The organism is Microcoleus sp. CAWBG640 (assembly GCF_020883015.1).
In the GTDB taxonomy this organism is placed as follows: Bacteria; Cyanobacteriota; Cyanobacteriia; order Cyanobacteriales; family Microcoleaceae; genus Microcoleus; species Microcoleus anatoxicus.
On sequence record NZ_JAHRFC010000035.1, the window covers coordinates 22,460 to 35,058 of the forward strand.

Below are 12,599 nucleotides of genomic sequence, written 5' to 3' on the forward strand. Positions count from 1 at the left end.
ATTCCGTACTTTCACCAGTGTTTGCAGAACTTTACCAAAAAAAACTTGAGATTTCTGCATAAAACCACTGAGTTCACCCCAATAAACAAATAGGAACAACAAAAAGGCTGTGGGGGCGATCGGGATTATTCGTCAATCCCTCAGTCCGCCAGGGGTTCAAACCCCCGTCGAGAGAGCGAAAGTCGTCGGTCGCCGACTGCGGAATTTATCAGTCCTCTTCCAGAGGACTTGGGCTATGAGGCGGGGAATTGATTCCCTGCCGGACTCTGGGGATAACGGGTGATTCGCGATCGCCCTTAAATCCCGAAAACACCCGTTGTTCCGTAGTTTCATCAGTGTTTGCAGAACTTTACAAAAAAAATTTGAGATTTCTGCATAAAACCACTGAGTTCACCCCAATAGATAAATAGGAACAACAAAAAGGCAATGAGGGCGATCGGGATTATTCGTCAATCCCTCAGTCCGCCAGGGGTTTAAACCCCCGTCGAGAGAGCGAAAGTCGTCGGTCGCCGACTGCGGAATTTATCAGTCCTCTTCCAGAGGACTTCCGCTATGAGGCAGGGAATTGATTCCCTGCCGGACTCTGGGGATAACGGGTGATTCGATCGCCCTTAAATCCCGAAAACACCCGTTGTTCCGTAGTTTTATCAGTGTTTGCAGAACTTTATCAAAAAAAACTTGAGATTTCTGCATAAAACCACTGAGTTCACCCCAATAGATAAATAGGAACAACAAAAAGGCAATGAGGGCGATCGGGATTATTCGTCAATCCCTCAGTCCGCCGGGGGTTTAAACCCCCGTCGAGAGAGCGAAAGTCGTCGGTCGCCGACTGCGGAATTTATCAGTCCTCTTCCAGAGGACTTGGGCTATGAGGCGGGGAATTGATTCCCCGCCGGACTCTGGGGATAACGGGTGATTCGCGATCGCCCTTAAATCCCGAAAACACCGGTTGTTCCGTACTTTCATCAGTGTTTGCAGAACTTTATCAAAAAAAATTGAGATTTCTGCATAAAACTATTGAGTTCACCCTGATAAGTAAATAGGAACAACAAACAGGGCTTACGAAGCGTGGCCCAGAAACCGGGTTTTTTTACGAAATACTTGGTCACACACCGTAAATTCGGTGAAAAACCCGGTTTCTTCGGCGTAGTCAGTAAATCCCCGTCAGTGTTTGCAAGACTTTATCAAAAAAAACTTGAGAGTCTGCATAAAACTACTGACTTCACCCTGATAAGTAAACGTAAGGGAAATTACGAACCGTGATCGCACTTGTTGAGATTTATTCAAAAGTCGCATCGCCCGTAACTTCCTGATCGCAACCCGAACCAAATTCCCAAGGGATATTGGAAAGGGGTTCATCCGATGTTGGTTTAATCTATTTCCACGATTGTATTTATTGATTGCAGGGGAGTTCATCTACTATGATTCGGAATGAGTTTTGGCTGAATAGAAGTGCGATAAAGCCTATTTTTTAGTTGAAAAAACTCAGTAATTTTGACACGTATGTGCTGCGTATCAGCGGAGTTTTTCTTCAAGTTTTAGCACACTTTGTATCTACTAGAAGACAACAATTATGGCTTTTCCTGACGTTGAATTAAATGCTGTGTTCTTAGTAAAGGGAAAAATCAATTCCTCGAACAAAATGTCAACCCCAGCAAATATTTTATGGCGATTGACTCTTCTAGTGACTCTGCAATTAGCTATTTTGTTTTTAGGTGAACAAGCACAAGCTGGAGGTGGAGATCCAGTTGATTTAGACTCAGAGACTAGACCAAAAACCATTAATGCTACTGCCAACATTAAATGGGATCAATGGAGTCAGCCTTATTGGTTGAATACCCAAGTTTGTCGGGAAAAAAGTGGCGATCTTGCCTGTTTCAGCTCTGATACTGCTAGAAAAATGGGCTGGAATATTCCAGCCCGCAATTGATTAAATCACTCATCATTAAAGGAGTCAGCTCATGAATTTCAAGAAACTTCAAAAAATTACTGCCCTCGCTATTGCTAGTGTTTCTTTAGCTTTTACGGCACAAGCAGCTCAAGCAGCGGAAACTTTTCAGGTAAATGGCGGATATGCACTGAATACAAACAACTCTTTTCGGTTGATTGACGGGACTCCTCGGATGTCTCTTTATCAACATAACATCAACGACCCTGACCAACAATTCGATCGTTTGTCGGGTAGCAGTAGCAATAGTATACTGTTGCGTCACGGTTCAACAGGCAAGTGCTTAAATGCTCATTATCTTTCCAATAATGCGGAAATTAATGTGTGGAATTGCAACGCTTCCGACCCCGATCAAAACTGGAATTTAGTGAATCTTCCTAGTGGAGAGTTTTTGATCCGCCGCAATGGAACTAATTTATGTGTTGACTCTCCAACTCGTACTAATACTGGGAGGGTTCATCTAATTACGTGCGATGCTAATAATGCGAACCAGCGTTGGAAAAGCAATGCTACAGGGTCAAATCAAAGTCGTATTTTGCAGCGTGCTAAAGCTTGGGTAGATGCAAAGGTTCCATACAATCAGGGTACTTACCGCGATGGATATCGCATGGACTGTTCAGGTTTTATTAGTATGGCTTGGGAGCTCACAGCATCATTTGTGACAGGCACTTTACCACATACAGTAGTCAACAATGCAGATGATTTGCGCCCTGGCGATGCTATCAATAATAAACAGGTGGGCAATAATGGTCATGTGGTGATGTTTGTGCAGTGGAGCGGAAACTGGAATCAGGGGAAAAGAAATTTTATTGCCTATGAAGAGAATGGTGGCTACGGTAAGACTGTTCAAACAACTCTGACACTGGAAAAATTTGGTAATGCTTGGAATATTACCCAATATAATCGTGCCCCTTGGTATCTGCAACGAAAACGATAAGGTTGGGTTCGGTGTATCAGCGATGAGATTGTTAGTTTCAATCGAAAATAATCGTAGCTGACGCACCCTACCTAAACAGATGAACGCAGACGGAATTCCATCTGCGTTCTTCTGTGTTTATCCGCTAATATCTGCGGTTAAAAACTCCCAATCCAACTACTTAGCCGCCGGTAAAGACAACCGAGGAGAAGCTTTAGGATAGCTGCCATTTTCGGGAATAGCAACGGTGGCGCTGGCGATGATTTTATCTACGGTGGCGCAGACAAAGACATCATCTACGGCGAAGGCGAAAACCACACTCTCTACGGCTTCGGTGGCGATGACATCCTGGAAGGCAACTCAGGAACAGACCGACTGTTTGGGGAACTCGGCAACGATACTCTGAATGGCGGTACGGAAAATGACACCCTCGAAGGCGGCGATGGTAACGACATCCTGGATGGTGGTGATAATAACGACAGTCTGTTCGGACAAGTCGGTAATGATACGGTTATCGGCAACAGCGGCGATGACATTGTTGATGGCGGTTCCGGCAATGATTTGCTTCAGGGGAATCAAGGGCGCGATCGCATTTACGGTCAATCCGGCCTCGATACCCTGTTCGGTGGCGACGATAGCGACACCCTGTGGGGAGGCGATGACGCTGACATCTTGCAGGGAGAATCCGGCACTGATACCCTGTTTGGCGGTAGCGGCGACGACACCCTGGACGGTGGCGAAGATAACGACAGCCTGTTAGGAGAAGCCGGCCGCGATATTCTCGCTGGCAACAGTGGTGACGACATCCTGGACGGCGGCACCGAAAACGATACTCTCTCCGGCAATGACGGCAGTGACAAATTATACGGTCGCCAAGGCAATGACTTCTTAGAAGGCAATGCCGATGACGACCAACTGTGGGGTGGAGATAACGACGATACGCTGTTAGGACAAACCGGAGACGACCAACTGTGGGGTGAATCGGGCAATGACAGCCTGGATGGTGGTGAAGGAGCCGATCGCCTTTTCGGTCAAATCGGCAAAGATACCCTCTCTGGTAACAATGGCGACGACTACTTAGAAGGCGGTGCAGACGACGATAGCATGACTGGGGGTGCAGGGCGCGATCGCATTTACGGAAATGACGGCAACGACTTCGCCGACGGCAACAGTGGCGACGACTACATCGACGGCGGTGCGAACAACGATACCTTAGCAGGTGGTGAAGGGGACGATCGCATTTTCGGTCAAGCCGGCAACGACAGCCTCGAAGGCAACGACGACAACGACTTCCTCGATGCAGGTACCGGAAATGACACCCTGTGGGGCAACGACGGCGACGACGAACTCTACGGCCGCGAAGACCGAGATTTCATCGACGGCGGCCGTGGCAACGACCAAATCTACGGCGGAGACGCAGCCGACACTCTCCTCGGACAAGTCGGAGACGACAACATCGATGGCGGTTCCGGTGGCGACTTGATTTCCGGCAACGACGGCAGTGACAACATCTGGGCCCAAGCAGGGGACGACTCGATTTACGGTGGCGCTGGCAACGACAACATTTGGGGCAACGAAGACAACGACCTAATTTTTGGAGAAGCAGGCGAAGACAAAATCGACGGCGGTTCCGGCTACGACACCATCGACGGTGGCGCTGGCAACGATGAACTGTTCGGCGGTACGGGCAACGACCAATTATTAGGAGGTGCCGGTAACGACAAAATTGACGGCAGCATCGACGACGACAAACTGTTTGGAGGTGCCGGCAACGACTTGATATTTGGCAGTCAAGGACAAGACACGATATTAGGCGAAGTCGGAGAAGACACCCTCTACGGTGGCGACGAAACCGACATGATGGACGGCGGCGCCAGTAACGACATGGTTTTCGGCGACTCCGGCGACGACACCCTCACCGGCGACTCCGGCGATGACACCCTCACAGGTGGTGGTGGCAACGACTGGATGGGCGGAGGCAACGGCGACGACTTGATGTTTGGTGAATGTAACGACGACACGATGCTGGGCGGTGCCGGTAAGGACACCCTCGACGGCGGTTGTGGCAACGACTTGCTAACCGGGGAAGCTGGCAGCGACTACCTGTTGGGCAACGAAGGCGACGACAGTCTCGATGGCGGCAGCAGCAACGATACCCTCGACGGCGGTAACGGCAACGACTTCTTAAACGGTGGCAGCGGCAACGACAGTCTCAACGGCAACGACGGCGATGACAGCGTTTACGGCGGCGAAGGCAACAACATCCTCAAGGGCGGCAACGGTCAAGATACCTTGATTGGAGGCAGTAGTTCCGACATATTTGTGCTAGCACCAAGTTCGGGACTAGATCATATATTCTACTTCCAGGGCGATCGCGATTACTTCGGACTCTCACAAGACCTCACTTTTGACCAATTGCAAATTGTTCAAGGCAGCGAGGATTATACTAACGATGCGTTGATTAGCATTGCGAGTACAGGCGAACATTTAGCTTTGGTGAAAGATACTCAATTTAGTGCGATCGACAGTTCTCGGTTTATTCCCATTACTCCCGGAGGCCCGCTTCCCGAAGCTTTCAATACACCGTTGAATATCGACATTTTGACTGGTCAACCAGTTGATAGCGATGATATTTTACAATCAATTGGTAGCGGTTATAGCACTAGCTTATCCAGCGCTACTCCTACATCTACCACCCTGTCAAAAAGCACGACTACTGCACCGATTAGTCTGTCAACCAGCACAACTACTGCACCAGCAAGTCTCAGCCTGCAACCATTGACAACAGGTACTAATCCAGCTAGTGCAACTGCACCAATTAGTCTGTCAACCAGCACGACTACCGCAGCAGCAAGTCTGATTCTGCAACCATTAACAACAGCTACTAATCCAGCTATTTCAACAGCAACTCCTGCCAAAACTACCACCAATGACATCTTGCTAAATGGCGGTTCAATCCCAACCATGAAGACCTTTAGCGAAACCGACGATGACATTCTCATCTACGATACAAAGAGCTTGTTGACTTCTCTCACCAGCGCTCAAAGTCAGCCAATTCTGCCTTTGAAAGCATCAAGCGTTAATAGTGTGATCGCGCCTATTGCTAATCCTTCTGGTAAGGAAGCCGATCTCTTACTTAATGCGAATCCTAGTCCGATTCAGCTACCAAAAAGTAGCGATTTAAGTGGCACTTCTACCTTGAAGTAATTGTAAGTTTGCTTGAGGGCGATCGAATAGATAAAAACCCGGTTTCTTCAAGAAACCGGGTTTTTTGCAGTTTTTTGCGTGTAATATCAAATCCGGTAGCATCTGAATGATTCAGATCTCTATTCTCTCCCTCTGTGTCCTCTGTGTTCTCTGCGGTTAAATCATTCCGATGCAGCCGGAAACGATATAATATCATGTCCGGGTTAACTATTGGTGCGATCGAGGTTATGGTGCGTCGCTTGCTTAATCTTGGTCAAGAGCGAGAATTACTGGTATCGACGCACATTACTTTTACTATACGAGTAAGCGAGCAATAGACCATGCTAAGGCTACTGTCAATAATTTTGTAGGATAATTTCTGAGCATCAACCATCTCCTTGGTCTAATTCAACAATACTGCGTTGTCTTTGCTCATTTATTATAAGCTTTTTGAACTCCGCAGATAGCTGAGGATCTCTTTCTTGATAAGAAGATGCGTAACTTTTAAGCTTTTTCTTAACTTTTATGAACGAAGGCATTTTCATTAACTTTTCTTGTCGAGTAAAAACAAAATGGGTGGATCTTCTTCTTCCCTTGCCTTCTTCCGAAGTTGATAAAATACCACTCTCATACTGACGTAATATTATGTTTTTATATCTTTCGCACAATTGTTTTACGTGAGACTCATTTTTGCTTGAATAAAATCCTATTATTGAATTTGAGTTAATAATTTGAAAGGAATTAAGTATTTCAATATCCTTATCATTTGAAACGCAAGTTACCAAGCTTCTTTGTCCATATTTGTACACTTTTGTGTCGTATAAACAAAGTGTTATCTTGGGGGACAAGGGAAGAAAAATTTGAAGCCCGATCGCATTGATGCTTGTAACTGCGGGGTGTTCCAACTCGCGATAAAACCAGTTGTATATAAATACAGGATGATCGGATATGTAAAACTCTGACGCAGTTTCATTTTTAATAATATGGTATTCCATATCCCTTAGAAATACAGCACCAAGCACTCCTTGAACAGTAATCAGAGAAGCTAAGTGATCCTGATATAATTTCAAGCGTCCAGCACTTGCTTCTTCTGGATCAAATCCGTTCAAACTTAAAAGCTCACGTACAATCGACTCAAGTTGTGAATTTACAAATCCACTTACTCTTTCACTTGCTTCGGGTGTTCTATAAAAGAGAGATAAGATAAAGAGGAACATAATGTTGATTCTTAGTTATTTGCTTACTCATAAACGCCTTTTACGTAATATATACAAGACTGAATTCCAACACTCAAAGAATCAACCACCCCGATCGCCCTGTCGGTAAGAAAAAGTAACATAATTTTGTAAACTTAGGCAATTTTAATAGCTTCGATCGCGCGTACTTGCAACCTTGACGACAGCTACAACTCATCGATCGTCACCAACCCACCTTCTGTAAACTGAATAACAAGTTCTTGCTCGTCCAGCAAGGAAGTTCCAAGTAAAGGTCGCCTTCCTGTCGCAATGACAAGGACTTCTCGCTCTTCACCATCCCAAAGGACGATCGCTTCGTGAACTGGTAGCAAGACTTCACTGTTATCTGCCAAATTTGCAGGAGTGTCGTGTCTAAAGGTTAAGCCCATCAATAAAACAGCTTCTAGAGGAAGACATAATTCCCCAGTGAAGCCTGTATCTATCACAAACTCAATAGGGATGCTTGAGCCATTCGATAGCAAGAAAGTCAGCGTTACTGTTGCGTGTCTATTTGTCACAATCCCTGAAATCACTTGTATACACGCTCCATGACACCACCAAATGAGACAGCAACGTTATATCCAATACGAATACCAAATAGTCTAGCGTTTGGGTGCTTCTTGCTAAGGTTACGGGAGGCTTGCAATCCAGTTTTATCGACTTCATAATCACCTGTCTCAATGTCGATGATTACCATCTTGCCGATGTTCTTTTCCACTTCTACCTTTTCGCGGATGGTGCTTTCATACAATTGCTTGGCACGTTTCGCAACTTCTTCACGGCTTAAAAGGATTGCTTGCATAGGTTGACTCCCAATTGCTAGGCTTTTCTGTGAATCCCTCCATGATAGCGCACGGACAAGCAGGGCGATCGTTGGGCGTTTAATTCATTGATTGACTTGCAGTTTCCCGATCGCATTGCTCATAGGAATTTTTTTAGATATTTTTCTGCTATAGCTGGTTTAAAAGTTCTGTGGGGGAGTAAATGGGGAGGTTGCTACCAATGAAGTCTTTCCGATCGCGGGTGACGATCGCATCAAGTCGATCGATCGTCGCACAGGCGAGTTGGATGCTGTCTTCAAAGTCTTTCAAGCCAAGGCCCAGAGCAGTTTCGACGATCTGGCGATCGACGGCACAAAATCGGAGGCCAGTTAGTAGTCGATGAATGGCAGCAATGGCGACTTCACGGCCTTCGGTTTTGCGGATGATGTAGAAAATATTGGTGATGGTGGTTGCGGCGATAAGTAGTAGGACATAAATAAACAGTGTGGTATAAAGAAATATTAAGCGATCGACTGTGATGAGCGATCGACTGTGATGAGCGATCGACTGTGATGAGCGATCGACTGTGATGAGCGATCGACTGTGATGAGCGATCGACTGTGATGAGCGATCGACTGCGATGAGCGATCGACTGCGATGAGCGATCGACTGCGATGAGCGATCAACTGCGATGAGCGATCGACTGCGATGAGCGATCGACTGCGATGAGCGATCGACTGCGATGAGCGATCGACTGCGATGAAAGCAAATGCTAAAAAAACAGCTCCTCAGAAATTGCCATAAAAATTTAGTTATAATGCTTAAATTATATCAGTATCAAGCGATGTCATCACCACCATTAAGAGTTTTTCTCAATTCTTTAGAAGAGCAGACACTTTGGGAATTAAGAAAAGCCAAAAATATTCCTAATCGAATCATGGAAGGAGTTGATGCCAGAGCGACGAAATCTGGTTATGAAGTACAAAGATATCGTTTCCATTCCGAATAGTTTGGTTTTTGATCTATGAGGAGGTGCTTTCTTCTTACCTATTTAATTTTTCTTTACACAGCGTTGTTTATTTATGTCCGACTACTTATAGCCTTCCAAGTTGCCCCGTTCAATTTGCTCGAAAAGGGCGATCGCACTCTCAACAAAGGGTTCCCGTTCCAGGATTAGGTCTAGGACGATGTTGGTATCAATAAGAATTTTCACGGGATGGCTTACTGGTATTTTTGGGTGAGATAGTCGGTGTATTCTGTTTGTAGGTCATCCTCGTTTGGGGCTGCTCCAGACCGTTTGGCAATGCCCCGAAGTCCGGTGAGAGTGCCGGGGGAGATAGTTTGACGGGGGGAGAGTTTTTTTTGGTAGAGAAATTCAGCGAAGTTGAGGACTTCGTTGATTTGGTTTTCTGGAAGGGCTTGGATAAGCTGGTAAAGTTTTTCGGCCGCTGTCATGATTTTTTCGGGGTGAATGAGTTTGTACTTTAATTATTGCTGAAGTCCATTTTCAGAGGCGATCTTTCCAGTAGCTTGGATCGCGGCGACAACTCACGATCGCCGCGATCGCGATTCTGTCTGGATAGACTCGATACAAGATGGCATAGGAAAATTTGAGGGTCAAATAACGACGAATCTGACCTTCAACGATCGGCCAGCGTTCTGGTGCTCCAATAATTTTAAATATGGCATTTTCTATCGTGTCAATGAAATCTTGGTGTCTGTCTTGTTGGGCAAAGAATTGCACAGCCTCTGCATATTCTTGCAGGGCGGCTGGGTGAAATTCATATTTCATTGCTTTGAGAGTTGCCGTATTTGGGCCAAGGCAATATCTCCAGGAATGGTTTGAACTGCACCACTCTCAATTTCGGCAATGCGTTCTTGAGCTTTCTTTACTCCTGCCATCAAAATATCTTGTTCGATTTGGCTTGTCATGCTTTCCACAATTTTGTCAATGAGGATAGCTTTGGCTGCATCTGGTAATGCAGTTGCCTCTGAAATGAGTTGGTCTAGGGTTAGCATTGGATCGTTCGGCTTCAAGGGACTAGCCTGATTTTAACATTCCGCTTTACGATCGCTTCTATTAGCTTTTTTGCTGCTTCGCCAACGACGGGCTGAGATTGGGTGTGAAGAGGATACTTCATGATGAACGATCGATATGAGGCGCCTCAATTATAGCAAGTCCTATAATCTTCTACCAGAAGCTACGGCAGCTTAAATCATGAACTAGGTGCGTGAGGCTTCAGAAACCGGGTTTCTGCGTAAAATCTGGTGAGGATGTCAAAAATATCAGAGAAACCCGGTTTCTTGGACTAAGCACGTCAGGATTTACGCACCCTAACCAAAGAAACCGGGTTTTTACCAAATTTTTCGACTGCGACGAAGTTTCCGCAAAAAAAACCGGTTTCTGGTACTAAGGTTGGATAGCATTTGTAAGAGAATTTATGAGCGTTAACCATTTTGTTCTTGTTGTTTTGTAGCCACAAGATTCATTAAAACATTTAACCTAGCGGTCTAACGGTGTAGCTGAGCGGCTGCCAATAGCCTTTCGTGCCTAACCCGATGACGTTGATTCTGTCGGGTGCAAGCGGGTTGCTATGCGGCGGAACTAGCAGGCTTTATGCCTTTGTTTTTAGTAGGGAAGCAATTTCAATCATTAATTTTCGGCGATCTGGCTTGATATAATCAAGATTTGCTGACCAGTTCAAAATATCTATGATTTCTGCTGATTTACTGGGAGCAAATTGATTGTTTGTTACCACTCTTCTTAGTGCCAATAAAGCACTATATTGAGTGTAGGGCATCTCCATAATACCAACTGCTCTAGAAACTAACAAATTTATATAATCAGTTGATGTGTTCCACTCAATGTGCTTGTAAGCAGACAAACGCTCTCCCCCCTTGTAGCTATTTAGTCTTTCATGAACAGGAAAATTTATAACTTTAGGAATTAAAGTCCACATTGTTGAGGAAATTTCGTGCATTAATTTTGTACGGTTATGTCCAAAGGGCATTTCATCTCTAACCCTATCGTAATAGTCAGCCAATTGATCTATCCGCTTCAATGCTTCCGTTGAATCTATATCGCTCGCAGCATCAACTAAAGCTATGGCATCTCGATAGCGTCCCTCAAGCTGCTGCTGCGTTTCCTGAGATGTTAGATTTATAGCCCCAATATCTGATATTTTTTCTTCGTATTTTTCTGATGCTTCTTGAACACCGTATTTTAGTTTAATTCTCAGTAGATTAGTCTCAATTTCCTCGATGCCTTGTTCACGCAACCAATTTAAAGAACCTTGCACTTGCGGAATTTGAGAAATAATCCAAGGAAGTAAAATGGGAATCCAAAAAAGAAAGAGAAGAACTAAAGTTACCGATGTAACCTTTAATTCAACTGAAAAACTCCAAATATTGCTGTTTACTTTTTCTGATTTGAGAGAGATACTTAATACACTGAATATGATTAGGGCAAAAATGGTAATAGAATACTTCTTCGCTAAGGAAGAAGGGAACCCAGACCTAAATGCTAAATCTTTCATTTTGATTAATGTTTGTAAGGGACTAGCCTGATTTGTGAAATTATCGGTTTACTGATGAAGCAATGGCTAGAGACAGCAGAAACCCCGCCAGAATCTAAAACTAAAGCGGGACAAAACGTTCAAGACTGAGGAGATTTAAAGAAAATGACCTCTAGCACAGACAGATTTGCGAGGGAAAAATGTTGAGAGACGCAGACAACCCAGAAAAATCTTGGGAAGACTCGGAAGCTGAACTCGCTGAACGCCCGGACAGACCTTTTTATGCTCGGAGTGACGCAGAAGCAGCTTTGCGATGCGAACAGCTAAATCGCGAAGCAACAAAACACCCCGATGTAACCGGAAAAAGCTATTACACTTGTGATGACAAAAAAAGGAAAAACCGATGACCCAATATCAATTAACACCCGCCAAATACCACCACGTACAAGTAGTTGTTTCCCTAAACCGCGTTCACTTAGACAACTATGAAAATCCCGATCGCGCAATTGCACAACTGATCGAACTAGGTTACAGTCCAGAACTGCGCTATCAATGGAATCCAGAGCGAAACGAATTTGATTTATACGCCCTAATTCATGACTTGCCGCTAGATGAATCGCTAATGACCGATGAAAAATCTCAGGAGTTTTTCAAGCATTTCAAACACAGCCAAATATATTCGATCGGCTGCGGTAACGCTGACCCCGATTGGCTATTTGCTTGGGATTTTGATGACCCCCGCCGTCACGCCAAGCCAGAAGAAATTGAACCTTTACCAGCAGCTACAGCAGCTTAAATCTTGGACTAGGCGCGTGAGGCTTCAGAAACCGGGTTATATCGTTTCCGGCTGCATCGGAATGATTTAACCGCAGAGAACACAGAGGACACAGAGGGAGAGAATAGAGATCTGAATCATTCAGATGCTACCGGATTTGATATTACTGCCACTCAGGCTGATCGCCGCTCGATCGCCTTGCACCCCATCACCCGTCCTCTAGAACCCTTGTGAGAGTTGCTGCTAGGACTGTCCAATTTAAA

19 protein-coding genes are annotated in these 12,599 nt (G+C 45.2%); 7 read left to right on the plus strand and 12 right to left on the minus strand.

The window, feature by feature from the left end; all coding sequences use genetic code 11:
* Positions 1–1,573 precede the first annotated feature (1,573 nt).
* Both AAFP11_RS17800 and AAFP11_RS17805 read left to right on the plus strand, forming a co-directional pair.
* Positions 1,574–1,930 (plus strand): hypothetical protein, encoded by a 357-nt coding sequence (locus AAFP11_RS17800; protein WP_341738283.1) that lies wholly within the window; start codon positions 1,574–1,576, stop codon positions 1,928–1,930.
* 31 nt (positions 1,931–1,961) lie between these two features.
* Positions 1,962–2,885: a ricin-type beta-trefoil lectin domain protein gene (locus AAFP11_RS17805; RefSeq protein ID WP_341738284.1), complete on the plus strand. Its 924-nt coding sequence runs from the start codon at positions 1,962–1,964 to the stop codon at positions 2,883–2,885.
* A 156-nt stretch (positions 2,886–3,041) separates the two neighbouring features.
* On the opposite strand, the gene AAFP11_RS17810 is transcribed toward AAFP11_RS17805, so the two are convergent.
* Together AAFP11_RS17810 and AAFP11_RS17815 are read right to left on the minus strand one after the other, a co-directional pair.
* Positions 3,042–3,182 carry a hypothetical protein gene (locus AAFP11_RS17810; protein ID WP_341738285.1) on the minus strand — a complete coding sequence of 47 codons (141 nt, stop codon included), beginning with the start codon at positions 3,180–3,182 and terminating at the stop codon, positions 3,042–3,044.
* Positions 3,183–3,224: 42 nt separating this feature from the next.
* Positions 3,225–3,443 (minus strand): hypothetical protein, encoded by a 219-nt coding sequence (locus AAFP11_RS17815; protein ID WP_341738286.1) that lies wholly within the window; start codon positions 3,441–3,443, stop codon positions 3,225–3,227.
* Here AAFP11_RS17815 and AAFP11_RS17820 point away from each other — a divergent pair.
* Positions 3,426–6,071, plus strand: a complete 2,646-nt coding sequence (locus tag AAFP11_RS17820) for a hypothetical protein (protein ID WP_341738287.1) — start codon at positions 3,426–3,428, stop codon at positions 6,069–6,071. The genes AAFP11_RS17815 and AAFP11_RS17820 overlap by 18 nt on opposite strands.
* Positions 6,072–6,265: 194 nt before the next feature.
* Positions 6,266–6,388 (plus strand): hypothetical protein, encoded by a 123-nt coding sequence (locus tag AAFP11_RS17825; RefSeq protein WP_341738288.1) that lies wholly within the window; start codon positions 6,266–6,268, stop codon positions 6,386–6,388.
* A 48-nt stretch (positions 6,389–6,436) separates the two neighbouring features.
* Here AAFP11_RS17825 and AAFP11_RS17830 read toward each other — a convergent pair whose 3' ends face one another.
* The 5 genes from AAFP11_RS17830 to AAFP11_RS17850 all read right to left on the minus strand — a co-directional run bounded on the left by AAFP11_RS17830 (position 6,437) and on the right by AAFP11_RS17850 (position 8,732).
* Positions 6,437–7,267, minus strand: a complete 831-nt coding sequence (locus AAFP11_RS17830) for a DUF4238 domain-containing protein (RefSeq protein ID WP_341738289.1) — start codon at positions 7,265–7,267, stop codon at positions 6,437–6,439.
* Between the two features lie 185 nt (positions 7,268–7,452).
* Complete coding sequence (locus AAFP11_RS17835) at positions 7,453–7,803, minus strand: clan AA aspartic protease (RefSeq protein ID WP_341738290.1); 351 nt, start codon at positions 7,801–7,803, stop codon at positions 7,453–7,455.
* Between the two features lie 11 nt (positions 7,804–7,814).
* Positions 7,815–8,087 (minus strand): hypothetical protein, encoded by a 273-nt coding sequence (locus tag AAFP11_RS17840; protein WP_293178736.1) that lies wholly within the window; start codon positions 8,085–8,087, stop codon positions 7,815–7,817.
* 148 nt (positions 8,088–8,235) lie between these two features.
* Entirely contained in the window at positions 8,236–8,637 is a 402-nt protein-coding gene (locus AAFP11_RS17845; RefSeq protein ID WP_341738330.1) for a PIN domain-containing protein, read from the minus strand.
* Positions 8,568–8,732 carry a hypothetical protein gene (locus AAFP11_RS17850; RefSeq protein ID WP_341738291.1) on the minus strand — a complete coding sequence of 55 codons (165 nt, stop codon included), beginning with the start codon at positions 8,730–8,732 and terminating at the stop codon, positions 8,568–8,570. Before AAFP11_RS17850 ends, AAFP11_RS17845 begins: the two co-directional genes overlap by 70 nt.
* A 158-nt stretch (positions 8,733–8,890) precedes the next feature.
* Here AAFP11_RS17850 and AAFP11_RS17855 point away from each other — a divergent pair, with 158 nt between their 5' ends.
* Complete coding sequence (locus AAFP11_RS17855; RefSeq protein ID WP_341738292.1) at positions 8,891–9,055, plus strand: hypothetical protein; 165 nt, start codon at positions 8,891–8,893, stop codon at positions 9,053–9,055.
* 81 nt (positions 9,056–9,136) lie between these two features.
* On the opposite strand, the gene AAFP11_RS17860 is transcribed toward AAFP11_RS17855, so the two are convergent.
* The 5 genes from AAFP11_RS17860 to AAFP11_RS17880 form a co-directional block, all read right to left on the minus strand.
* Entirely contained in the window at positions 9,137–9,259 is a 123-nt protein-coding gene (locus AAFP11_RS17860; RefSeq protein ID WP_341738293.1) for a PIN domain-containing protein, read from the minus strand.
* Positions 9,260–9,267: 8 nt separating this feature from the next.
* Positions 9,268–9,501, minus strand: coding sequence for a DUF2281 domain-containing protein (locus AAFP11_RS17865; protein ID WP_341738294.1), 234 nt, complete (start codon positions 9,499–9,501; stop codon positions 9,268–9,270).
* 52 nt (positions 9,502–9,553) lie between these two features.
* Complete coding sequence (locus tag AAFP11_RS17870; protein WP_341738295.1) at positions 9,554–9,838, minus strand: type II toxin-antitoxin system RelE/ParE family toxin; 285 nt, start codon at positions 9,836–9,838, stop codon at positions 9,554–9,556.
* Positions 9,835–10,065 carry an addiction module protein gene (locus AAFP11_RS17875; protein ID WP_341738296.1) on the minus strand — a complete coding sequence of 77 codons (231 nt, stop codon included), beginning with the start codon at positions 10,063–10,065 and terminating at the stop codon, positions 9,835–9,837. The genes AAFP11_RS17870 and AAFP11_RS17875 overlap by 4 nt, the downstream gene beginning before the upstream one ends.
* Positions 10,066–10,661: 596 nt before the next feature.
* Positions 10,662–11,582, minus strand: a complete 921-nt coding sequence (locus tag AAFP11_RS17880) for a hypothetical protein (protein WP_341738297.1) — start codon at positions 11,580–11,582, stop codon at positions 10,662–10,664.
* A gap of 179 nt (positions 11,583–11,761) precedes the next feature.
* Between AAFP11_RS17880 and AAFP11_RS17885 the strand changes: the two genes are divergently transcribed.
* Both AAFP11_RS17885 and AAFP11_RS17890 read left to right on the plus strand, forming a co-directional pair.
* Positions 11,762–11,968, plus strand: a complete 207-nt coding sequence (locus AAFP11_RS17885; protein WP_341738298.1) for a hypothetical protein — start codon at positions 11,762–11,764, stop codon at positions 11,966–11,968.
* Entirely contained in the window at positions 11,965–12,357 is a 393-nt protein-coding gene (locus AAFP11_RS17890) for a hypothetical protein (RefSeq protein WP_341738299.1), read from the plus strand. The genes AAFP11_RS17885 and AAFP11_RS17890 overlap by 4 nt, the downstream gene beginning before the upstream one ends.
* Positions 12,358–12,599: the final 242 nt, after the last annotated feature.

Excerpts from the sequence above, each read along its gene's own strand:
- AAFP11_RS17805 (WP_341738284.1), top strand. The coding sequence starts at position 1,962 with ATGAATTTCAAGAAACTTCAAAAAATTACTGCCCTCGCTATTGCTAGT.
- AAFP11_RS17875 (WP_341738296.1), bottom strand. The coding sequence starts at position 10,065 with ATGCTAACCCTAGACCAACTCATTTCAGAGGCAACTGCATTACCAGAT.
- AAFP11_RS17890 (WP_341738299.1), top strand. The coding sequence starts at position 11,965 with ATGACCCAATATCAATTAACACCCGCCAAATACCACCACGTACAAGTA.
- AAFP11_RS17885 (WP_341738298.1), top strand. The coding sequence starts at position 11,762 with ATGTTGAGAGACGCAGACAACCCAGAAAAATCTTGGGAAGACTCGGAA.
- AAFP11_RS17855 (WP_341738292.1), top strand. The coding sequence starts at position 8,891 with ATGTCATCACCACCATTAAGAGTTTTTCTCAATTCTTTAGAAGAGCAG.
- AAFP11_RS17800 (WP_341738283.1), top strand. The coding sequence starts at position 1,574 with ATGGCTTTTCCTGACGTTGAATTAAATGCTGTGTTCTTAGTAAAGGGA.
- AAFP11_RS17870 (WP_341738295.1), bottom strand. The coding sequence starts at position 9,838 with ATGAAATATGAATTTCACCCAGCCGCCCTGCAAGAATATGCAGAGGCT.
- AAFP11_RS17840 (WP_293178736.1), bottom strand. The coding sequence starts at position 8,087 with ATGCAAGCAATCCTTTTAAGCCGTGAAGAAGTTGCGAAACGTGCCAAG.
- AAFP11_RS17830 (WP_341738289.1), bottom strand. The coding sequence starts at position 7,267 with ATGTTCCTCTTTATCTTATCTCTCTTTTATAGAACACCCGAAGCAAGT.
- AAFP11_RS17865 (WP_341738294.1), bottom strand. The coding sequence starts at position 9,501 with ATGACAGCGGCCGAAAAACTTTACCAGCTTATCCAAGCCCTTCCAGAA.
- AAFP11_RS17880 (WP_341738297.1), bottom strand. The coding sequence starts at position 11,582 with ATGAAAGATTTAGCATTTAGGTCTGGGTTCCCTTCTTCCTTAGCGAAG.
- AAFP11_RS17825 (WP_341738288.1), top strand. The coding sequence starts at position 6,266 with ATGTCCGGGTTAACTATTGGTGCGATCGAGGTTATGGTGCGTCGCTTG.